Below are 20,121 nucleotides of genomic sequence, written 5' to 3'. Positions count from 1 at the left end.
CCCACATGGGATTACCTAATGAACATTCGGTAAATAAAGCTGGAGGCAACGACGCATGGCTGAACTGACGGTTTCCGGGGCCACCCACCCCATCCTGAAAGACGACTACGCCTCGGAATGGATGGGCATCGAAGTCCTGGCGCTGGACGACGGGCACGCCACGATCCGCATGACGCTCCGGCAGGAAATGCTCAACGGCTTCGGCATGGCCCACGGCGGAATGATCTTCGCCTTCGGCGACACCGCCTTCGCCCTCGCCTGCAACCCGGCCAGCCCGAAACCCGGCGAAGCCGGGATCGACAGCGGCAACATCACGGTTGCTGCCGGCGTCGACATCAACTTCCTGAAGCCCGCCTTCCGCGGACAGGTGCTGACCGCCGTCGCGAACCGCCGCGCCAGCACCGGACGCAGCGGGCTGTACGACATCCAGATCTACGCCGCCGACCCTGGCGCGGGTGCGCCCGGAACACCGCAGCCCGCACCGGCCGGCGCGGCCCCCGCAGCAACCCTTCCGGGCCAGCTCCCCACCGATACCGCTACCGACGCCCCTACGTGGGAACTCATCGCCGAGTTCCGCGGCCGCAGCCGCACCATCTCCAAGAAATAGAAACAGGGAACCACTGATGACCCAAGAAACTGCCGCCGCCACTACCGACGCTGTCCTGGACCGCGAGGAGACCATCTCCCGCGACGAGCTCGAGGCGCTCCAGCTCAGCCGCCTGCAGCACACCGTGGCCTACGCCTATGACCGCGTCCCCCTGTACAAGCGCAAGTTCGACGAGGCCGGCGTCCACCCGACGGACCTGCGTGAACTCTCCGACCTCGGCAAGTTCCCCTTCACCACCAAGGAGGACCTCCGCCTCGAGTACCCCTTCGGCATGTTCGCCGTGCCGCAGAACGAGGTAGCGCGGATCCATGCCAGCTCCGGCACCACGGGCCGCGCCACCGTGGTGGGCTACACGAAGAAGGACCTCGCCGACTGGGCCAAGCTTGTGGCCCGCTCGCTGCGCGCCTCCGGCGTCCGGCCCGGCATGAAGGTGCACAACGCTTACGGCTATGGCCTGTTCACCGGCGGCATGGGCGCCCACGCCGGCGCCGAGGCCCTCGGCTGCACCGTCATCCCGATCTCCGGCGGCCAGACCGAGCGCCAGATCACCCTCATCCAGGACTTCAAGCCCGATGCCATCCTGGCCACCCCCACCTACCTGCTGACCATCGCCGACGCCATGATCAAGCAGGGCATCGACCCGGCCTCCACGTCGCTGAAGTACGCGGTCCTGGGCGCCGAGCCGTGGACCGAGGAAATGCGGCACGAGCTCGAGACCACCATGAACCTCAAGGCCTGCGACATCTACGGCCTCTCCGAGGTCATGGGCCCGGGCGTCGCCGGCGAAGCCGTGGAAACGCAGGACGGCAGCCACATCTGGGAGGACCACTTCCGGCCCGAAATCATCGACGCCTTTGACCCCACCGTAGTGCTGGGCGACGGCGAACCGGGCGAGCTGGTGTTCACCTCGCTCACCAAGGAGGCGCTGCCGATCATCCGGTACCGCACCAAGGACCTCACGCGGCTCCTGCCCGGCACCGCACGGCCGGCACACCGCCGCATGGGCCGCATCACCGGCCGCAGCGACGACATGATCATCCTGCGCGGGGTGAACCTGTTCCCGTCCCAGATCGAGGAGATCGCCCTGCGCATCCCCGAGCTCAGCCCGCACTTCCAGCTGGAGCTGACCCGGCCCGAGGGCCTGCGCATGGACCAGCTGACCGTCAAGATCGAGCGCCGCGACACCGTCACCGTCGAGGGCGCCACGGCCGCCGCCAAGGTCCTGCAGCAGCAGATCAAGATCCACGTCGGCTCCTCCTGCACCGTCGACGTCGTCGACCCCGGCTCGCTGGAGCGGTCCAACGGCAAGCTGCGCCGGATCTACGACATGCGCCCCAAGGGCTGAGCGGAGCACCAGATCGTGAGAAACTAGCCACTATGCCCAGCACAGCAACCACCACCAAGCGCGGCCGCCCCGGCTATGACCAGCAGTCGGTGCTGGTCATCGCCGTCGACGTCTTCAACCGCCACGGCTACGATGCCACCTCGATGGGTATCCTTGCTGAGAACCTGGGCATCTCCAAGTCCGCGATCTACCACCACGTCCCGTCCAAGGGCGACCTGCTGAAGCTCGCCCTGGACCACGCCCTGGGCGGGCTCGAGGCGATCCTGGACCAGCCCGGGGCAACCTCCGGTTCGGCCGATGCCCGGCTGGAGTTCGTGGTCCGCCAGACCATCTCGGTGCTGGTGGAGCGGCTGCCCTTCGTGACGCTGCTGCTGCGCCTGCGCGGGAACACGGAGATCGAGCGGGATGCGTTGGAACGGCGCCGCACCTTCGACCACAAGGTCGCCGCATTGATTTCCGAAGCTCGGGATGAGGGCTCACTCCGCCAGGACATTGACCCCCGCACCGTCACCCGGCTGCTGTTCGGCACCATCAACTCGATCGTCGAGTGGTACAAGCCGGGCGGCTCGCTGTCCCCGGAGAAGCTGGCCGACGACGTCATCACCATGGCGTTCCACGGCCTTCACGTCCCCCGCTGACCGCCTGCCGGCCGGCGGGTGGCCGGGTCAGTCGTTGACGGCGGGATAACGGACGCCCACCCTGTAGTCATGGCCACGAAGATATCTGACGTCCTCTTCAGCACGTTCCCCGATTTGCGTTACCAGCCCACCGCGAAAAGGGTCCGTGCCATGGTGGGCGGGCGTGCCGTCGTCGACACTCTGGGTGCGCTCTTGGTGTGGGAGCCCAAACGCATCACCCCCGTCTACGCCGTTTCCGAAGGCGACCTCCGTGCCCAATTGGCGCCGCCGGGGCAGCAGGCGGGCGACGTCCCGGAACACGGCTTCCGAGTGAGCCGGGAGGGGCCGCGGGCGCTGGATCCGCGCACGGCGTTCGGCAGGCACACGGCGGCCGGTGAGGAGCTCGACGTCGTCGCTCCCCATGCGAGGCTGCCCCGCGCTGCCTTCCGGCCGGCGGACCCCGACCTCGCCGGCTACGTGGTGCTGGATTTCAACGCTTTCGACTGGCTCGAGGACGACGAGGAGATCATCGGCCACCCACGTGATCCGTTCCACCGTGTGGACATCCGGGCGTCCTCGCTCACCGTTGAGGTAGGGCTCGACGGCGTAACGCTCGCCACGACGAACGGCGCGCAGCTGCTCTACGAAACCATGCTGCCGGTGCGCTACTACATTCCGCCGTCGGATGTGCGGCTGGATCTGATGCAAGAGAGCCCCAAACGGACCATTTGCCCGTACAAGGGCCAGGCGAGCTACTGGAGCTACCCTGGCTCCGAGCAGGGCAGGAACGTCGCGTGGAGCTATGACCGGCGGCTCCGCGACGCCGCGCAGATCCACGGACTTGTCAGTTTCTTCAATGAGCGAGTGGACATCACGGTGGACGGCGTCCGGCAGGAGCGCCCGGTCACGCCGTGGTCACGCCCGGACGGAGCGGGGGCACCCGGGGTGTGACCGCAACGCTTTGGTTCTCTTTCACCCGCATTGGGTGACGACTGCCCCCTTGGAAGGGTTTAGCTTGGAGAACATCTGAAGGACCACCTCTATCGCTTGTGAGACCTCGCTAAAGGCTCCCGCCGTCTGGCGGAAGGAGGAGGGATGATGTTCTGCTCGTTGATCATCGGTGACCCGCGGTGTTGCCGGCCGGGCACGCCGCCCCGACCTGGAAGAAGGACATTCGGGGTCACCCGGATCGTCACAGTCGCGCCGGGTTGCCGGGAATGAGCGAGCCTGCCGCATCGCCGCCCAGTTTCGATCCGGCCGTCGTCATTCGTTCCAGGGCGTACATCTCTGCGCTCGTGCTGGCTGCGGTCTTGGGCGTTCCCATCTCGGTCATTGCGTACGGCTTTCTCGCTTTGGTCGCGGTTGTCCAGCAGTACGTCTTCGTCGGCCTGCCTGAACAAGTCCTCGGGGGTCCCGCTCCTGCCTGGTGGCCGGTTCCGTGGTTGGTGCTGTGTGGGCTGTTGACGGCGTCGACCATCCGGTATCTGCCGGGAACCGGGGGCCACTCACCGGCTTTCGGCTTCAAGACGGGCGGCGGTCCGCCCAGCGGCCGGGAGCTCGTGGGCATTATTCTCGCGGCGCTGACCACGCTCAGCCTGGGTGCGGTGCTCGGGCCGGAGGGTCCGCTGATCGCGATCGGTGGCGGCCTCGGGGCGTTGGCGGTGCACCTGGCGAAGAAGGACGCTCCGCCGATGGCCCTGACGATCATGGCGTCGGCTGGCAGCTTCGCAGCGATCAGTACCCTGCTCGGATCCCCCGTGCTCGGTGCATTCCTGATCATGGAGGCCGCCGGGATCGGGGGAATGACGCTGAGCCTGATGGCCCTGCCCGGACTGCTCGCGTCCGGCGTCGGGGCGCTGGTGTTCGTCGGCCTGGACGGCTGGACCGGGCTGGGCAGCTTCTCGCTGGCGCTGCCCGTCGTGCCGCCTGCTGTGCCGCCGACCCTGGCGACGCTGGGCTGGGCGGTGATCATGGGCGTCGTCGGTGCGCTGTTGGGATGGTTGATCCGCTGGGTCGGGCTCTCGCTTCGTCCGCTCGTGCACCTGAACCGGATGTTGGTGACCTCCGGGCTCGGCCTGCTGATCGGTCTTGCCGCAATGGCCTACCAGTTGATCTCTGGGAACAGCTTCACGCAGGTCTTGTTTTCGGGGCAGGACGCCCTTCCGGATCTGGTCGAACACGCCACGGACTACTCGCTTGCGGCGCTCCTCCTGCTGATCGTTTGTAAGGCCTTGGCCTACGGGCTCTCCCTGAGCGCTTTTCGTGGTGGGCCCGTGTTCCCTTCGATGTTCATCGGTGCGGCGCTCGGTATTGTCGCGAGCGGGTTGCCCGGAATGAATCTCGCGGCAGGACTCGGCATGGGCATGGGAGCCATGTGCGCAGCCATGCTGCGGCTGCCGTTGACGTCGACCCTGCTGGCCACGCTGCTGCTGGGAGTGGACGGTGTGGCGGTAACACCGCAGGTGGTGGTGGCTGTGGCGGTGGCCTTCGTGATCTCCAACGTGCTCCCGGTCCCGGGCCCGAAAGGGCCCGTGGCGTCTGACGCTGGCGGCAAGGTCCACCATCGGGCTGCCTCGAGGGCCGACAATGACTGAGATCTCGAGCGCGGGCCGTTTGACCGTACGGGACCGGTGGACCGCCTGGTTGTTCATCATTGGCTCGAGTCTGTTCGCCCTGGGAGCGGTGCCGCTATACGCCGAGGCCGTGGGATTGCGCTTGTGTGCAGCCACGTTCTTCGTCGGTTCGCTGTTCTTCACCTGTGCGGCGTTCCTGCAGTACCGCGAAGCCGTTGACGCGCTCCCGGCCGTGGGTGCCACGCGGCGCCATTCGTTTTGGGTATGGGCGCCACGGAATCTCGGCTGGCTTGCTGGCGCGGTTCAACTTGCCGGCACGCTGTGGTTCAACTGGAGTACGGCAAACGCAATGCGGGTCAATCTCAGTGCGGCGCTGACCGAGCAGCAAGTGTGGCGACCCGACGCTTTGGGGTCAGTCGCCTTCCTCGTTTCAAGCGGGGTGGCGTTGCGGGATGCCGGTCGCGGCGCCATTGCCGGCCGGCCCAGGACTCGAACGTGGAAGATCGGCGTGATCAACGTGGCCGGCTCCGTTGCGTTCGGCATCTCGGCTGTCGCGGCGTTTGTCATACCGTCGAGCGGCGATGTCTGGAACGCCGAGCTGTCCAATCTCGGCACATTTGTGGGAGGCCTGTGCTTTCTCACCGGCGCGGTTCTGATGCTGAGTCCAGAATCCACCGACGCCTCGTCTCCTGCAAGCCGTGGAGCTCATCCGTAACCCCCTTTCAACAGTCTCTTTAGGAGAAGTGATGTCAATAAATTCCCAGCCGGCGGACGCCGACGTGGCACTGTTCGGCAACCGATTTGTCACCCAGGAGGTTCCGAGCCGGGAGTTCCCGGAGACCGGCATTCCTGCTGAGGACGCTTTGCGGCTGGTGTCGGAGGACCTGGCGCTGGAGGGTGATCCGGCCCGCAACCTGGCGACCTTCGTAACGACATGGATGGAGCCGCAGGCCCAGCAGATCATCGCAGCGAACCTGCACCGCAATTTCATCGACCACGCCGAATATCCCCGCACGGCCGAAATCGAGCAGCGCTGCATTCGGATGCTCGCAGACCTTTTCCACGCTCCCGGCGAGACGACGGGCGCCCGGACCCAGGGATCCTCCGAGGCGATCATGCTCGGCGGCCTGTCCCTGAAGTGGAACTGGCGCAAACGCCGCGAGGCCGCCGGCGCATCGACGTCGAGCCCTAACCTGGTGTTCGGCGGCGACGTGCATGTTGTGTGGGAGAAGTTCTGCCGCTACTTCGACGTCGAGCCGCGGATCGTGCCCCTGCAGCCGGGGAAGTACACGATCGGCCCGGAGGACGTGCAGGCCCATATCGATGAGAACACCATCGGCGTCGCAGCCGTGCTGGGCACTACGTTCACCGGGCACAAAGACGACATCGTCGGCATCAACGACCTGCTGGTCCGGATCAAGGGTGAGCGGGGCCTTGATGTGCCGCTGCATGTGGACGGGGCCAGTGGGGGGTTTGTCTGGCCCTTCCTGTACCCGGACTCCGAGTGGGACTTCCGGCTCGAGCAGGTCCGCTCGATCAATGTCTCCGGGCACAAGTTCGGACTGGTCTATCCCGGCATCGGCTGGCTGATCTTCCGGGAGAAGGCCGACCTGGCCAAGGACCTTGTTTTTGAGGAGAACTACCTCGGCAAGACCGACTCGACGTTCACCCTGAACTTCTCCACCGGCTCGTCGATGGTTCTCGCCCAGTACTACAACTTCGTGCGCTATGGCCGCGCCGGCTACACCTACATCATGCAGAACATGCAGACCAACGCCCGCGCCCTCGCCGAGAAGTTGGAGGCCATGGGCCGGTTCGAGATCATCGGCCCCGACGAGGAGCAGCTTCCCCTGGTTGCGTTCCGGCTCGCCGGCGACCCCGGTTACGACGAGTTCGACATTGCCTGGCAGCTCTCGGCCGAACGCGGCTGGATGGTGCCGGCCTACACCCTGCCGCCGAACGCCCAGGACGTGACGATCATGCGTGCGCTGGTCAAGGAAACGATGAGCCGCGAGCACGTCGACACGCTCGCCCGGGATATCGAGGAGGCGTGCTCAACACTGGCAAAGAAGGGCGGCGCGCACGAATCCGAACGAAAGAAGATCGTGACCGGACCCGGGCATTGACCTGGTGGCGCCAACAATGAGCACGGTGGAGGAACGGTCGGTCATTTCTTCTCCCTGACTGCGGCCGCTGCCGTTTCGCGCTGGGTGGCGGCCCAGCTGGCGAGGACTTTCAGGGCGTCCTCGGAGGGTGTCCCGGGATCTGCCGTGTAGACGTTGATGCGCAGCCCTGGGTCCGCGGGCAGTTCCAGTGCTTCGAAGCTCAGGTCCAGGTCCCCCACGATCGGGTGGTGGAGCCGTTTGCGGCCGGTGCGGTGGTACTTCACGTCGTGCCTCGCCCACCGGGTGCGGAACTCCTCGCTGCGGGTCGAAAGCTCTCCGATCAGGTCCGTGAGGTCCCTGTCGTAGGGGTTTTTCCCGGCGGTGGACCTCAGGACCGCGACGATGTCGTCCGCGCTGCGTTCCCAATCGGCGAAGAACTCCCGCGCTTTCGGGTTCAGGAAGGTGAACCGTGCACTGTTCGGCGGAGTCACCTGCTCAGCCATCATGTCCAGGTAGAGCGCACGGCCGAGTTCGTTGGCGGCAAGGACATCCCCGCGGTCGTTGCGGACCCAGGCCGGCGCCGTCGTGATCGCATCAATGACGCGTTGCACGCTCGGCCGCACTGTCTGCGGGCTGCGCTTTCGCCGCACCCGGGGAGCGGCCGTGGCCGCGCGGGCCAGGTCAAAAAGGTGGGCCGTCTCGGCGTCGTCAAGCTTCAGTGCACGGCAGAGGGCTTCAAGGACGCTGTCCGAGGCGCCGGAGAGGTTTCCGCGCTCAAGGCGTATGTAGTAATCGATGCTCATCCCGGCGAGCATCGCGACTTCCTCGCGGCGCAGCCCGGTAACGCGGCGGTTTCCGCCGTAGACCGGGAGGCCGGCCTCCTCCGGCGTGATCCTGGCACGGCGGGAGGTCAGGAACTTCCGCACGTCGTCGCTGTGTGTCATGGCCTCCACGCTACCCGCGGCCAATGCGACGAGGGAGGCACTGGCATTACCCGGAACGACCGTGACTCCCCTCCATTGGGAAATCACAGTTCCATGGAAAACATGAATCCTGCACCCGCAACTACTGCCCACCCGGCGGCGATCCTGGCGATCATCCTCGCCAGCTACCTGACACCGCTCGGGGCCGCACCCGCACCCCTGGCCGAGGCCGCCCGCTGACCTGGCTACATCCGAAAAGGGGGTACTCACGTGCCCTCCCATAATCCCGCACACCTGAATACCGTGAAAGGCATGCACATGGAACTTACTCTCAATAACGGCGTCACGATGCCCGCCCTCGGACTGGGCGTCTTCCAAAGCGCGCCGGAGCAAACGACGGCGGCCGTCGAAGCGGCGCTGGCGGCCGGCTACCGGCACATCGACACTGCCGCGGCGTACGGCAACGAGCGGGAGGTCGGTGAGGGCATCCGCAACTCGGGCCTGGACCGTTCCGACGTGTTCATCGAGACCAAAGTCTGGGTCAGTGACTACGGCTACGACCAGACGTTGCACGCCTGGGAAAAGGCTGTTGGCAAGCTCGGCGTCGACTACCTGGACCTGTTCATCCTGCATCAGCCCGCCCCCGACCGCTTCGAAAGAACCGTCGGCGCGTACAAGGCCCTGGAGACCCTGCTTGCTGACGGGCGCGTCCGGGCGATCGGTGTCAGCAACTTCATGCCGCATCACCTGGAGCAGCTGCTGGCGGCCACAGACGTCGTCCCGGCGGTGAACCAGATTGAGCTGCACCCGTACTTCGCCCAGCCGGCCGTCCAGGCAACGGACACCGAACACGGCATCCTTACCCAGGCGTGGTCACCGATCGGCGGCATCACTTTTTACCCCGGATGGGGCGAGAAGCGCAGGAACGTGATGGAAGACCCGACGATCGCCGGCATCGGACAAACACACGGAAAGAGCCCCGCCCAGGTCATGATCCGCTGGCACCTGCAGCAGGGCCGCTCAGCCATCCCGAAGTCGACCAACCCCGCACGCATCGCCGAGAACTTCGACGTCTTCGACTTCGAACTCGGCGCCGACGAACTCGCCGCCATCGACGCCCTCGACACCGGTGTGCGCAACGGACCGGACCCCGACGAGGCCCGCGAAGAGCGTTTCGCCATGGTCATCCCCGAAGCCTGAGACAGAGAGAAGCCACCCATGAAATATCGCCCCCTTGGCCGCACAGGCGTGCAGGTCAGTCCCCTATGCCTCGGCGCGATGATGTTCGGCCCCTGGGGCAACAACGACACCGCGGACTCCATTCGAATCATCCACCGCGCCCTCGACGCGGGCATCAACTTCATCGACACCGCCGATGTCTACTCCGGCGGGGCATCCGAGGAAATCGTCGGGCAGGCACTGGAGGGCCGGCGTGAGGACGTGTTCCTCGCCACGAAGTTCTTCATGCCCATGAGCGAAGACGATCCCAACCAGCGGGGTGGATCCCGCCGCTGGATCATGCGGGCGGTGGAAGACTCCCTACCCCGCTTGAACACCGACTACATCGACCTCTACCAGGTGCACCGGCCCAGCCCGGATACCGACGTCGAGGAGACTCTCGGCGCCCTCACTGATCTGGTCCGCCAGGGGAAGGTGCGGTACATCGGCTCCTCGTCGTATTCCGGGTCGCAGATCGTGGAAGCCCAGTGGGCATCCCGGGAACGCAACCTGGAGCGGTTTGTCACCGAGCAGCCGCCGTACTCGATCCTGGTCCGCGGCATCGAGGAGGACCTCCTTCCCACGGTGCAGCGCCACGGCATGGGAACCCTCACCTACAGCCCGCTCAGCGGCGGCTGGCTCTCCGGGCGCTGGCGTAAAAACGCAGCCTCCGCGCCCACCTCAACCGCGCGTCCGAACGCCCGGTTCGACATGACGAGCCCGGCCAACCAGCGCAAGCTCGACATCGTCGAAGAACTCGCCCAGCTGGCCGAACAAGCCGGATTGACGCTCATCGAACTGGCCATCGCCTTCGCGATCAACCACCCCGGCGTCACAGCCGCCATCGTCGGACCCCGCACCATGGAACAGCTCGAGTCCTACCTGCCCGCCGCGGACATCACCTTGGCCAGCGACGTGCTGGACCGCATCGACCAGCTCGTCGCACCCGGCGTTACCGTCAACCCCGACGACAACAGCTACGGCACCAACGAACTCACGCCCCTGGCGCGGCGACGGAAGCAACTGTGACCAACGAGGCGCCTGAAGCCCTGCATGAAGCTCTGTGCAGCAGTTCGAGCTTCCACTGAAAGAAGGAACATCATGACTGACCAACCCCAACAGATCGGCGGCGGCCGGAACATGTTCGGAGACTTCGCCCCGAAGCTCGCCGAGCTCACCGACGACGTCCTGTTCGCGGACGTCTGGAACCGCCCGGAGCTTCCGGCCCGTGACCGCAGCCTTATCACCGTCGCCGTTCTCACCGCCGGCGGCAACACCGAACAGCTCGGCTTCCACCTTGGTCGCGCCATTGAGAACGGCGTCACCCGGGAAGAACTCATCGAAGCCATCACCCATGTCACGCTCTACGCAGGCTGGCCCAAGGGCATGGCCGCCATGGGCGTGGCCAAGCGGCTCTTCACCGAGAGCAAGTAAGGATCACCATGAACATCGAACCCACTGTCCCCACTGCGAAGAACCCGCCGGCCCGGTTCGCCGGCGACGTCTGGCTCGATCCGATCGCGCTCCCGCACGAGCCGGATCAGACGATGGTGGTCGCGACCGTCCGTTTCGCGCCCGGAGCCCGCACCGCCTGGCACTCCCACGAACACGGCCAGTACCTCCGCGTCACCCAGGGAGTTGGCCGTTTCGGAACCCGGGACGGGAAGATCGTCGAAGTCCACCCCGGCCAGACGCTCTACACGCCGCCCGGCGAGGAGCACTGGCACGCGGCCGCCCCTGGCTGCTTCATGGAACATATCGCGATGCTCCAGAACGGCGAGGACGCAGCGACGACCACCACGTGGGGCGAGCACATCACCGACGACGAGTACAACGGAAGCTGACCAGCCCGCGAACCAATTGCAGGGACGCAGCTGAGGACATTCCCTCTCGTGAACCTGGGCCTGGGCGCCACCGGAAGGCGGCGAGGCGCCCTGGATGGCCGCGGGCAACAGAAAAGGGCGCCCCGCTGAGCCGGAGCGCCCGAAAATCCGCCGTTGCCCGCCGTTTAGAGCTGGTAATCAGCTGCCGTGGTGATGTTCTCGTGCACGCACAAAATATTGTGCTCGGAGTCCATGAACCAGGCGCACTTCTCTGAATCCGTTGTACAAATATGGTTCTCGGTCTTGAGGTCCGGGCGATCGTAGTCCTGGAACATGACGCCCTTGGCTTCCATTTCCTGGACCGTGCGCTCGATCTCGCTGACTTCGAAGCTCAGGGTGGTGTGCTCTGAATGCATTCCATCCTTGACTGGCATCAGCTGCAGCATTGGGCCGCCTTCTGAGCCGAACAATTCGCTTCCGTCATCTGCCACGCCACGGTGCGGGAGCCCCAAAGTGTCCGCGTAGAAATGCCGGGCACGCGCTGCATCATCAACTGGCAGGACTGTTGTGGCTTTATTGAGTACTAGGGTCATTTCGCCACCTCCTACGAGCAAGATTTTACGCCGGAGCGGGATGGAAAGAGCCCGCCAATTGCTCCCTGCACGGCGAAGCCCGCCCCTGTCCCTCCCCGGTTGCCCTATCACTTGTGGCGGTCATTTCGACCTTTTGGCAGCCACAAGTGATAGCGCAACGGGAGGTAAGGCGGGAGTGAGCGGGACGGGCTACTTCTCTACGAGGGTCAGGACGTCGTAGGTGGCGACGATTTCGTCGTTCTGGTTGGTCAGGACGGCGTCCCAGGCCACCTCGCCGTACTCGTCGGTCTCGCGCGGGGTGATCTTCTTGGCCGTCAGGGTCACGCGGATGGAATCGCCCGCGGCCACGGGGGTGATGAACCGCAGGTTCTCCAGGCCGTAGTTGGCCAGGACCGGTCCCGGTGCGGGCTCCACGAACAGGCCGGCTGCCCAGCTGAGCAGGAGGTAGCCGTGCGCCACGATGCCCGGGAAGAAGGGGTTGGCCGCGGCGGCTTCCTGGTTGGTGTGGGCGTAGAAGGTGTCGCCGGTGGAGTTCGCGAACTTGGTGATTTCCTCCAGCGAGACCTCGCGCAGCTCCGAGCGGATGGCGTCGCCGATGTGCAGGGTGGCGAGGGATTTCCGGAACGGGTGCTGGCCCTCGGTCTCGAGCGTGAAGTTGCGGTCCGCTCCGGTGTGCCAGAGCCCTGTGACGGCGGTGAGCATGTTCGGCGAGCCCTGGATGGCGGTGCGCTGCATGTGGTGCATCACCGAGCGGATGCCGCCGAGCTCTTCGCCGCCGCCGGCGCGGCCGGGACCGCCGTGGACCAGGTGCGGGACCGGGGAGCCGTGGCCGGTGGAGCTGCGGGCGTCCTCGCGGTTGAGCATGAGCACGCGGCCGTGGTGGGCCGCGATGCCGGTGACCAGCTGCTGGGCCACGGCGGGATCGTTCGTGCAGACCGTGGCGACCAGCGAGCCGCCGCCGCGGGCGGCGAGGCGGACGGCGTCAGCCAGGTCGGTGTAGCCGATCACCGAGGACACCGGGCCGAAGGCCTCCAGCGAGTGGACCTCCTCGGCTTCCGGGTTGGCCCAGCTCAGCAGGACCGGGGACATGAAGGCGCCGCCGTCGACGACGCCGATGCTGCCGTCCGCGCTGGTGACCTTGGGCGCGTCGAGCGTGCCGTAGGCGAGCTCCCCGCCGGCGTCGAGCATGGACTGTACGGCGGCGCGCACGTCGGCGAGCTGCTCAAGGGAGGCCAGGGCGCCCATGGTGACGCCCTCGGCGCGGGGATCACCGAGCACGACGCGTTCGCGGATGCGGTCCCCCACGGCGGCGGTGACGTCGGCGACGAGTTCCTGCGGCACGATCGCGCGGCGGATCGAGGTGCATTTCTGGCCGGCCTTGGCGGTCATCTCGGTGACGAGGGACTTGATGAAGGCGTCGAATTCCGGTGTGCCCTTGACCGCATCCGGGCCCAGGATCGCGGCATTCAGGGAGTCGGTCTCGGACGTGAAGCGGACCCCGCCCTTGACCACATTGGGGTGCGACTTGAGCGTGTTGGCGGTCGACGCGGAGCCGGTGAAGGCCACGAGGTCGCGGTAGTCCAGGTGGTCCAGCAGCGTACGGACTGAGCCGGAAATCAGCTGCAGCGAGCCGGTGGGCAGGATGCCGGATTCGTCGATCGCCTTGACCACGGCGGCGGCCACGTACCCGGTGGGGGTGGCGGGTTTGACGATGGTGGGGACGCCGGCGAGGAAGGCCGGGGCAAGCTTCTCCAGCATGCCCCAGACAGGGAAGTTGAAGGCGTTAATCTGCACGGCGACGCCGGGGATGCGGGTGTAGATGTGCTCACCGGCGAACGAGCCGTCGCGGGACAGCACCTCCATGGGGCCATCCACCACCACCTGGGAGTTGGGCAGCTCCCGGCGGCCCTTGGACCCGAAGGTGAACAGGACGCCGATGCCGCCGTCGATGTCGATTATGGAGTCGATCTTGGTGGCGCCGGTCTGCGCCGAGAGCGCGTAGAACTCCTCGCGGCGGCCATTGAGGTACTGCGCCAGTTCCTTGAGCTTGAGCGCGCGCTGGTGGAAGGTCAGCGTGCCAAGTTCCACCTGGCCGGTGGTGCGGCCATAATCCACGACGGCGGCGAGGTCGAGCCCCTCGGTGCTCACCTTCGCCAGGAGCTCGCCGGTGCTGGCGTCCAGTACCGGCGCCGCGCCGGCGGCGCCGGCGTCGTCGGGAGTCCACCAGGAACCCCGGATGAAACTGGGAACGATCTCGACAGTGTCTACTGCGGGTGCGGCTGTGGTGGTCATCGTTGACGGGTCCTTCCAACGGGGGAGCAAGATCAACACGGCCGGAACATTACTGACCGTCCGTTCGGTAATATGATCTACAGTACATGAATGAGGCCTGCCGCACACTAGCCGCGGCGGCACCGACCGCCCGGGACCGGCCGGCCCGGCAACAAAGGAGACGCTATGACGCCCGAGACCGGCAGCACCGAGTTGTGGAAAATCACCCTGGGGGAACTCGACGAGAAGATGGGCGTGAAGATCGTCGAGGAGTCCGTGGACCGCGTGGTCGCGACCATGCCGGTGGAGGGCAACCGGCAGTCGTTCGGGCTCCTGCACGGCGGCGCCTCACTGGCCGTGGGCGAGGCCGTGGGGTCCTGGGCCGCCGTCATCCACGCCAGCACCCTGGGCAAGACGGCGGTGGGCGTCGACGTCTCGGCCACGCACCACAAGTCGGCCCGCGAGGGACTGATCACGATCACGGCCACCCCCATCCATCTGGGCGGCACCCTGACCACCCACGAGGTGCTGATCACGAACGAGACCGGCCAGCGAATCTGCACGCTGCGGATCACCAACCTGCTGCTGGACCGCAAGGCCTGACTTCTGGCCCGAACCCTCGGGGTCGCCGGAGACCTGCGGGGTCGCTGTAACGTTCCGGCGACCCGGGAGCTTTCCGGCGAACTCGGGCCCAGGGCGGGAGGCCGCCTACACCGGACCCCGCTCCCGATGTAGGGCCGATCGGCCCGGAAGGCGCGGTGCCGCGGCTGTTAGCTTGGAAGTGCTGAGTCGCCCGGCACCGCCGGGCATCACCGGTCTCACCGGAAGGGATGCACCATGCTCTCAGACACTTCACTTCCCGTCATTCAGGCAACGCTGCCCGTAGTCGGCGAGCACATCGAGGAGATCGCCAAGCGCTTCTACAAACATATGTTCGAGGCGCAGCCGGATCTCCTGGACGGGCTCTTCAACCGGGGAAACCAGGCGGACGGCCGCCAGCAGCAGGCGCTCGCCGGATCCATCGCGGCCTTCGCCGGCATGCTCGTGGAGAAACCGGACCAGGTGCCGGATCATCTGCTCTCCCGGGTGGCCCACAAACACGTCTCGCTGGGCCTGAGCCCGGACCAGTACCAGATTGTCCACGACCACCTCATGTGGGCGATCGTGGATGTTCTGGGCGATGCTGTCACTCCCGAGGTCGCCGCCGCCTGGGATGAGGTCTACTGGCTGATGGCGAACCTGCTCATCAACAAGGAGCGCGGGCTGTACAACGCAGTGCACCTCTCCCCCGAGACCATTTGGCGGACGTGGCGGGTGGTGCAGCGGATCCAGGAGACTGCCGACGTCGTCTCGTTCGTCGTCGAGCGGACCGACGAGCGGGACGTCAAGCCGTCCCTGCCCGGGCAGTACGTGACCCTCAAGATGACCATGCCCGACGGCGTACAGCAGCCCCGGCAATACAGCCTGACCAGGGCCGACGACGGGCAGCACCGGCAGTTCGCCGTCAAGAGGGTCCACGGACTTCAGACTCCCGACGGCGAGATGTCCACGCTGCTCCACAATGACGTCCAGGTGGGCGACGAGGTGGTGCTCTCAGCTCCGTTCGGCGACGTTGTGCTGGAGTACACGGACCGGCCGCTGGTCATGGCCAGCGCGGGAATCGGCATCACGCCCATGGCCGGGATGCTCTCCCACCTCGTGCAGTCCGGTTCACGCCGCCAGGTGGTGCTGCTGCATGCCGATGACAGCGAGGCATCCTTCCCGCTCCGCGCTCAGGTCAGGGAAGATCTTGCGAAACTCGCGGACGGGACCCTGAAGACGTGGTTCCTGGCTCCCGCGGGGACAGCGGAGACCGGCGAGACGGGCGAGGGAGCCGGGGCGGGCGAAACCGGCGAGGCGGGCGGTACCGGCGGGGCGTCCGGGGTGGCCGAAACCGGCGAGAGGGCCGGGGCGGGCAGTTCCGTGTTCTCCGGTTTCATGGACGTCAGCGACGTCGAACTCCCGGACGACGCCGAGTACTACCTCTGCGGTCCCCTGCCGTTCCTGAAGTCGGTTCGGAGCGCATTGATTGCCGGTGGCGTCCCCGCCAAGGACATTCAGTACGAGGTTTTCGGCCCGGATCTCTGGCTGGCTGACTTCCAGTAACCCGCGGCTCGCTGTTCCTCCCGAATGCGCGGATTCGCCCAAAGCTTGCGGGGTCGCCGTAGCCGTACGGCGACCCCGCGGCTTTCCGGCGAGCCCGGGCTTGGAGGCCCCGGCTAACGCACCGCCCGGCGCCGGCCGAATGCCACGAAGGCCGCGCCGAGCAGCAGGGCTCCCGCGCCGAGACCGGCCACGGGCAGGAGCCCGCCGGCGCCCGTGCTCGCCAGCTGGCCTGAGGTGCCCGCCGTGTTGCCTGGTGCCGTGTTGTCCGGTGTTGTGCTGCCCGGTGCCGCGCCGCCCACAACGACGGAGGTGTCCGACGGCGGGGCGGGAGCTTGCGCCGGTTTGACCGGTCCGGCGGGAGCCCCGGCAGGGTTGGCGGGCTGTTGCGGGACCGCCGGGTGGCCAGGCGTTGCCGGCTGCACGGATCCCGGCGGCCCGGCGGGCGCCCCGGCCGGAGTGCCCCCGGAAACGGGCGTGGCCTCGACGCTGAACGCCACGGCTGCCGGCGGCGATGCGACGCCGTAAATGGTTTGCGTCACGGTCAAGGTGTGCGCTCCGGCATCCAGTTCCGCGGGGAACGTGACACTCCACCGGGCACTGCCGGCCAAGGTCTGCGCGGTCCCGGGCTCGAGCGCGGCATTGCCCGCTCCGGAACCGGAACCGGCCTGCACGGAGTCCACGGCCACCCCGTCCACAGCCACGGCCACGCCGGCACCTCGAAGGGCTGTGCCGGAGATGGTGGCTGGCAGGGCGTCCTGGCGCAGGTGCTGGCCGTCCCTGAGGTTCGACACCGCCGGAGCCGGCGGAATGACGGTATAGGTGCGGGTCGCCGCGGGACTGTCCATTTCTCCGGGGGCCGTGAGCACTGCTGTGACCGAAATTTTTCCGAAGACCGGCTGATCGGCCACGTTGATGCGCCAGCGGCCGTCTGCGTCGACGAGCCCGGTCCCGGTGAAGTCGCCGGAGAGCCGCACCGTGCCTCCGGCTTCTCCGGTGCCCTCGATGGCGTCGATGGCTGTGAGTCCCGGGCCCTCCGGCTGGCCGTCCACAGGTGAGGTGATGGCCGGAGCCGCGAGCCGGGAGACGTCGACGGACAGGGCGACTGCGCCGGAGCCGCTGAAGCCGTTCACGGTTTCAGCCGAGAACGTGAAGGGCCCGGCCAACGACGGTGCGGGGAACTGCCAGTTTCCCGACGCATCGACCGGCACTTCCAAGGGCTGGCCGTCCTTCTGGCCGGAGGTCTGGCCAGGTTTCTGGTTCAGGATGGTGATGCGGACCTTGGAATTCGGAGCCACCACGGAGGCCGGACCGGCATCGATGTGCCCGGTAATCGGCCCACCGGCTGTGACGGTTCCGTTGGAGGCCGCAGCGAGCGCCGGCTTGGCCAGGAACAGTTGCAGCTGGACACCGCCGGGGACCTGGCCCATGGCATCCTCGAGGCTGGTCGCGATGGCCCGAGTCTGGACGCCCTCGTCGGTACTTTCCGCCCCCGTGTGCAGCCCGACAGCGAAGTTCCCGCTGATCCACGGGCCGCCGGAGTCCCCGCCGCCGGAGGTGACGGACGTCGAGTCGAAGCCGCGCACCGCCCGGAGATCGTTGTCATAGTCCGGCGGCAGTGAATTTGGCCCGGGGATGGCCCAGATGCCGATCGAGTCCACCGTGCCGCACCTCCACCCGGTGGTCCGGCCGGACCGGCACACGGGCTGGCCCTGGAAAGGAGCCACGGTTCCCACGATCTTCACGGACGTCGGCCCCGGATCGGCAGGATTGTCCCAACGGGTGACGGCGGGCTGGAGGTCCAGGCCGCTCCTGATGCCCTGGAGGACGGAGATGTCCGTGCCGACGCTGGCGCCGTCCGTCGCTATCTTGGAATTGCCGGGGCCGCCGAATTGGCTGAACCCGAATGCGCCCAGGATCCCGGCGGCCGCGCCCGAACCTGCACCCCCGGCCGCTGGCGCGCCCCCCGGATTTTCGATCGCGGCCCGCTTCGCGGAGCCGTCACCGGCGCAGTGCCCGGCGGTCAGGACCAGAGGCTCGCCCGCGGGGCTGAAGGCCCCGAACCCGGCCGAACACAGCGTGCGTCCGTCAACGATGTAGCCCTGGCCGCCAAAGTAGTCTTCCTCGGTGGTGATCCGGGATCCTTGTTCCAGCGTCACGTTGGCGTAGCGGGCCACGAATTCGGCCGCGGACATCTTCGGCACCGTGCCCGGGGCTTTCGCCGGCTGCGCATCGGCGCCAGCGGCGGGAACAGCGGCGGGAACAACGGAGGCGGGAACTGAAGCGGGAACAGCGGCGGCGGGAAGGGCGTCGGCAGCCGGAACGGACTGCGCCGTGTTGGTGCCGCCGGTGCGGATGACAAAGTGGCCGTCTGTGTAGGTGACGGCCTGCAGCCCGGCGGCCCCGACCTCGCGGACATAGGCCTCGAACAGTTGCTGGGTGCTGGAGGCCAGCAGCTCCGCGGCTGACGGGACAGCGGCGGCGGCCGCGGGGGCGGCAAGCAGGAAGTCAGCCGGGCCGGACTGGTTCAGTTCGGCCACTCGGGCCCGGAGCTCGGTGCCGCTGCCTTCAACCGCGATCTTGCCGCCGGCGAGGCTGATTCCCACATAACCCGGGAGGGCCCGAAGGGAGGGTGCGGCGTCGGCGGCCCGCCGGGCAAGTGCACCGGCGGCGTCGAATTCCGCGAGGGTCATGCCAAGGTCCCGCCGCACGGCCTCGGCGAGGCCGGCATCGCTGATCGGCGTCGCGGACGGCACCGGCGAAGAACCAGCCAAAGGCGCGTCAGCCGGCGACGGCACCGGGACCGGGACCGCCGTCGAGATCGCAGACGCAGCCGGCGCTGGAACCGCCGTCGAGACCGGCACCGGCATCGGGACCGCCGTCGAAACCGGCGTCGCCATCGCCGATGCAGCTGGCGCCGGGTCGTCGGGGACTGGGGCGTTGGCTTCGGCCATCGCCGGGACCGCGGTCAGCGCAAAGGCAGGCACGGTACCGGCAACCGCAATCGCGAGGGCCGCGGCGGCCCGCACCATCGGCTGGAACTTCGGAGTCTTCACTGGCCTACCCTAACTGCGCCCACCCTATCGGCCGAGCTTTCCGAGGATGGCCGCGAGTTCCGGGGTCGTCACGCCGTGGCGGAAGAGGTAGTCCGCAGTGTTGAGGGACCGGACAAATTGCAGCAGGCTCTGGCCCCGGGATTCCAGCAGGGGCGCCAGCACATTCTCGGGCAGGAAACGCTCGTGGGGATGCGGGACTGCGGCGTGCCGGAGGTGCTCGTTGATGCCCCGCATGGAGCGCTGGTAGCCGCTCACAATGGCCTCTTCGCTGTCACCGGCGAGGTCCTGGAGCATGGCTGCGATCATGCCGCTCCGGTCCCGCCCCGCGGAGCAATGGATGACCACACCGCCTTCCGCGGCGGCCACCGCCTTGAAGACCCGGGCCAGCAGGTGCGGGAACAGCCTGGCGTTGTCCGCATAACAGGCGGGGTCGTTCAGGTAAGGCACGCAGAGCTCGCGGAATTCGCGGTTGTCCGGGTCTTCGGTGGGGGCCAGCACGACGTCGAAACCGGCCAGGGCCCCAGCCCGCACCGGCGGATCGGTCTCCCGGCGCCGGATTTCGGCTTCGTTGCGGAGGTCGATGACGGTCCGGATGCCCCGGCGGTGCACCTGCCGCCAGCCGGCCTCGGTGAGCCACTCCCGCCGTCCCATGCGGAACACGTCCCCGGCCACGTGCCACGCGTTGACGGCCCCATCCCACTCCACGGTTCCGGGCACCGCCTGCCCCTTGGCTCGGCCCAGGGGCGCTGCAGGAATCATCATCCAGAAAGCTAAGCACACGCACCGGCGCGATCCGCGGCAGGATTCACAAACGTTATACACAATGGGACCATTGGCATGGTGCGGGG

General features: G+C 67.2%; 19 protein-coding genes. 14 read left to right on the top strand and 5 right to left on the bottom strand.

The window, feature by feature from the left end; all coding sequences use genetic code 11:
- The first annotated feature begins 55 nt into the window (after nt 1-55).
- The 7 genes from AC1DFR_RS05475 to gad all read left to right on the top strand — a co-directional run bounded on the left by AC1DFR_RS05475 (nt 56) and on the right by gad (nt 7,268).
- Nucleotides 56-607: a hotdog fold thioesterase gene (locus AC1DFR_RS05475; RefSeq protein WP_476870379.1), complete on the top strand. Its 552-nt coding sequence runs from the start codon at nt 56-58 to the stop codon at nt 605-607.
- Between the two features lie 16 nt (nt 608-623).
- Nucleotides 624-1,952: a phenylacetate--CoA ligase PaaK gene (gene paaK, locus AC1DFR_RS05470; RefSeq protein WP_476870378.1), complete on the top strand. Its 1,329-nt coding sequence runs from the start codon at nt 624-626 to the stop codon at nt 1,950-1,952.
- A gap of 32 nt (nt 1,953-1,984) precedes the next feature.
- Nucleotides 1,985-2,590: a TetR/AcrR family transcriptional regulator gene (locus AC1DFR_RS05465; RefSeq protein ID WP_028276376.1), complete on the top strand. Its 606-nt coding sequence runs from the start codon at nt 1,985-1,987 to the stop codon at nt 2,588-2,590.
- A gap of 69 nt (nt 2,591-2,659) precedes the next feature.
- Nucleotides 2,660-3,520: a DUF427 domain-containing protein gene (locus tag AC1DFR_RS05460; RefSeq protein WP_476872914.1), complete on the top strand. Its 861-nt coding sequence runs from the start codon at nt 2,660-2,662 to the stop codon at nt 3,518-3,520.
- A gap of 266 nt (nt 3,521-3,786) precedes the next feature.
- Nucleotides 3,787-5,163, top strand: coding sequence for a chloride channel protein (locus AC1DFR_RS05455; protein ID WP_476872913.1), 1,377 nt, complete (start codon nt 3,787-3,789; stop codon nt 5,161-5,163).
- Nucleotides 5,156-5,857 (top strand): hypothetical protein, encoded by a 702-nt coding sequence (locus AC1DFR_RS05450; protein WP_476850183.1) that lies wholly within the window; start codon nt 5,156-5,158, stop codon nt 5,855-5,857. The genes AC1DFR_RS05455 and AC1DFR_RS05450 overlap by 8 nt, the downstream gene beginning before the upstream one ends.
- A gap of 31 nt (nt 5,858-5,888) precedes the next feature.
- On the top strand, nt 5,889-7,268 hold the full coding sequence (gad, locus tag AC1DFR_RS05445) for a glutamate decarboxylase (RefSeq protein ID WP_476855571.1): 1,380 nt from the start codon (nt 5,889-5,891) through the stop codon (nt 7,266-7,268).
- A gap of 41 nt (nt 7,269-7,309) precedes the next feature.
- Here gad and AC1DFR_RS05440 read toward each other — a convergent pair whose 3' ends face one another.
- A complete protein-coding gene (locus tag AC1DFR_RS05440) occupies nt 7,310-8,191 on the bottom strand; it encodes a helix-turn-helix transcriptional regulator (RefSeq protein ID WP_476859300.1) in 882 nt (293 codons plus the stop codon).
- 297 nt (nt 8,192-8,488) lie between these two features.
- Between AC1DFR_RS05440 and AC1DFR_RS05435 the strand changes: the two genes are divergently transcribed.
- From AC1DFR_RS05435 to AC1DFR_RS05420, 4 genes are all read left to right on the top strand, one after another.
- Complete coding sequence (locus tag AC1DFR_RS05435) at nt 8,489-9,370, top strand: aldo/keto reductase (protein WP_476855569.1); 882 nt, start codon at nt 8,489-8,491, stop codon at nt 9,368-9,370.
- Between the two features lie 18 nt (nt 9,371-9,388).
- The gene (locus AC1DFR_RS05430; RefSeq protein WP_476872912.1) at nt 9,389-10,417 is read left to right on the top strand and encodes an aldo/keto reductase; all 1,029 of its coding nucleotides are present in this window, start codon (nt 9,389-9,391) and stop codon (nt 10,415-10,417) included.
- A 72-nt stretch (nt 10,418-10,489) separates the two neighbouring features.
- Entirely contained in the window at nt 10,490-10,822 is a 333-nt protein-coding gene (locus AC1DFR_RS05425) for a carboxymuconolactone decarboxylase family protein (protein ID WP_476850188.1), read from the top strand.
- 8 nt (nt 10,823-10,830) lie between these two features.
- Complete coding sequence (locus tag AC1DFR_RS05420) at nt 10,831-11,232, top strand: (R)-mandelonitrile lyase (protein WP_476870370.1); 402 nt, start codon at nt 10,831-10,833, stop codon at nt 11,230-11,232.
- Nucleotides 11,233-11,396: 164 nt separating this feature from the next.
- Here AC1DFR_RS05420 and AC1DFR_RS05415 read toward each other — a convergent pair whose 3' ends face one another.
- The gene (locus AC1DFR_RS05415) at nt 11,397-11,804 is read right to left on the bottom strand and encodes a VOC family protein (RefSeq protein WP_476855566.1); all 408 of its coding nucleotides are present in this window, start codon (nt 11,802-11,804) and stop codon (nt 11,397-11,399) included.
- A 189-nt stretch (nt 11,805-11,993) separates the two neighbouring features.
- Nucleotides 11,994-14,096 carry a phenylacetic acid degradation bifunctional protein PaaZ gene (paaZ, locus tag AC1DFR_RS05410; protein ID WP_476872911.1) on the bottom strand — a complete coding sequence of 701 codons (2,103 nt, stop codon included), beginning with the start codon at nt 14,094-14,096 and terminating at the stop codon, nt 11,994-11,996.
- Nucleotides 14,097-14,261: 165 nt separating this feature from the next.
- Between paaZ and AC1DFR_RS05405 the strand changes: the two genes are divergently transcribed.
- Together AC1DFR_RS05405 and AC1DFR_RS05400 are read left to right on the top strand one after the other, a co-directional pair.
- Complete coding sequence (locus AC1DFR_RS05405) at nt 14,262-14,678, top strand: PaaI family thioesterase (protein WP_223913660.1); 417 nt, start codon at nt 14,262-14,264, stop codon at nt 14,676-14,678.
- A gap of 234 nt (nt 14,679-14,912) precedes the next feature.
- Entirely contained in the window at nt 14,913-16,220 is a 1,308-nt protein-coding gene (locus AC1DFR_RS05400) for a globin domain-containing protein (RefSeq protein WP_476872910.1), read from the top strand.
- A 113-nt stretch (nt 16,221-16,333) separates the two neighbouring features.
- On the opposite strand, the gene AC1DFR_RS05395 is transcribed toward AC1DFR_RS05400, so the two are convergent.
- The gene (locus AC1DFR_RS05395; protein WP_476872909.1) at nt 16,334-18,910 is read right to left on the bottom strand and encodes a S1 family peptidase; all 2,577 of its coding nucleotides are present in this window, start codon (nt 18,908-18,910) and stop codon (nt 16,334-16,336) included.
- Here AC1DFR_RS05395 and AC1DFR_RS05390 point away from each other — a divergent pair.
- Entirely contained in the window at nt 18,909-19,286 is a 378-nt protein-coding gene (locus AC1DFR_RS05390; RefSeq protein WP_476872908.1) for a hypothetical protein, read from the top strand. The two genes, AC1DFR_RS05395 and AC1DFR_RS05390, sit on opposite strands and share 2 nt — an antisense overlap.
- 11 nt (nt 19,287-19,297) lie before the next feature.
- Here AC1DFR_RS05390 and AC1DFR_RS05385 read toward each other — a convergent pair whose 3' ends face one another.
- Complete coding sequence (locus AC1DFR_RS05385; protein ID WP_476872907.1) at nt 19,298-20,035, bottom strand: tyrosine-protein phosphatase; 738 nt, start codon at nt 20,033-20,035, stop codon at nt 19,298-19,300.
- Nucleotides 20,036-20,121: the final 86 nt, after the last annotated feature.

The organism is Arthrobacter sp. 05T410 (genome assembly GCF_056396505.1).
Note: the sequence above shows the minus strand (reverse complement) of the source record. Positions and strands in the feature narration are given on the sequence as shown.

Coding starts and splice junctions, on each gene's coding strand:
- AC1DFR_RS05425 (WP_476850188.1), top strand. CDS start 10,490: ATGACTGACCAACCCCAACAGATCGGCGGCGGCCGGAACATGTTCGGA.
- AC1DFR_RS05415 (WP_476855566.1), bottom strand. CDS start 11,804: ATGACCCTAGTACTCAATAAAGCCACAACAGTCCTGCCAGTTGATGAT.
- AC1DFR_RS05455 (WP_476872913.1), top strand. CDS start 3,787: ATGAGCGAGCCTGCCGCATCGCCGCCCAGTTTCGATCCGGCCGTCGTC.
- gad (WP_476855571.1), top strand. CDS start 5,889: ATGTCAATAAATTCCCAGCCGGCGGACGCCGACGTGGCACTGTTCGGC.
- AC1DFR_RS05450 (WP_476850183.1), top strand. CDS start 5,156: ATGACTGAGATCTCGAGCGCGGGCCGTTTGACCGTACGGGACCGGTGG.
- AC1DFR_RS05405 (WP_223913660.1), top strand. CDS start 14,262: ATGACGCCCGAGACCGGCAGCACCGAGTTGTGGAAAATCACCCTGGGG.
- AC1DFR_RS05440 (WP_476859300.1), bottom strand. CDS start 8,191: ATGACACACAGCGACGACGTGCGGAAGTTCCTGACCTCCCGCCGTGCC.
- paaK (WP_476870378.1), top strand. CDS start 624: ATGACCCAAGAAACTGCCGCCGCCACTACCGACGCTGTCCTGGACCGC.
- AC1DFR_RS05420 (WP_476870370.1), top strand. CDS start 10,831: ATGAACATCGAACCCACTGTCCCCACTGCGAAGAACCCGCCGGCCCGG.
- AC1DFR_RS05435 (WP_476855569.1), top strand. CDS start 8,489: ATGGAACTTACTCTCAATAACGGCGTCACGATGCCCGCCCTCGGACTG.
- paaZ (WP_476872911.1), bottom strand. CDS start 14,096: ATGACCACCACAGCCGCACCCGCAGTAGACACTGTCGAGATCGTTCCC.
- AC1DFR_RS05400 (WP_476872910.1), top strand. CDS start 14,913: ATGCTCTCAGACACTTCACTTCCCGTCATTCAGGCAACGCTGCCCGTA.
- AC1DFR_RS05385 (WP_476872907.1), bottom strand. CDS start 20,035: ATGATGATTCCTGCAGCGCCCCTGGGCCGAGCCAAGGGGCAGGCGGTG.
- AC1DFR_RS05465 (WP_028276376.1), top strand. CDS start 1,985: ATGCCCAGCACAGCAACCACCACCAAGCGCGGCCGCCCCGGCTATGAC.
- AC1DFR_RS05475 (WP_476870379.1), top strand. CDS start 56: ATGGCTGAACTGACGGTTTCCGGGGCCACCCACCCCATCCTGAAAGAC.
- AC1DFR_RS05390 (WP_476872908.1), top strand. CDS start 18,909: ATGCCAAGGTCCCGCCGCACGGCCTCGGCGAGGCCGGCATCGCTGATC.
- AC1DFR_RS05460 (WP_476872914.1), top strand. CDS start 2,660: ATGGCCACGAAGATATCTGACGTCCTCTTCAGCACGTTCCCCGATTTG.
- AC1DFR_RS05395 (WP_476872909.1), bottom strand. CDS start 18,910: ATGACCCTCGCGGAATTCGACGCCGCCGGTGCACTTGCCCGGCGGGCC.
- AC1DFR_RS05430 (WP_476872912.1), top strand. CDS start 9,389: ATGAAATATCGCCCCCTTGGCCGCACAGGCGTGCAGGTCAGTCCCCTA.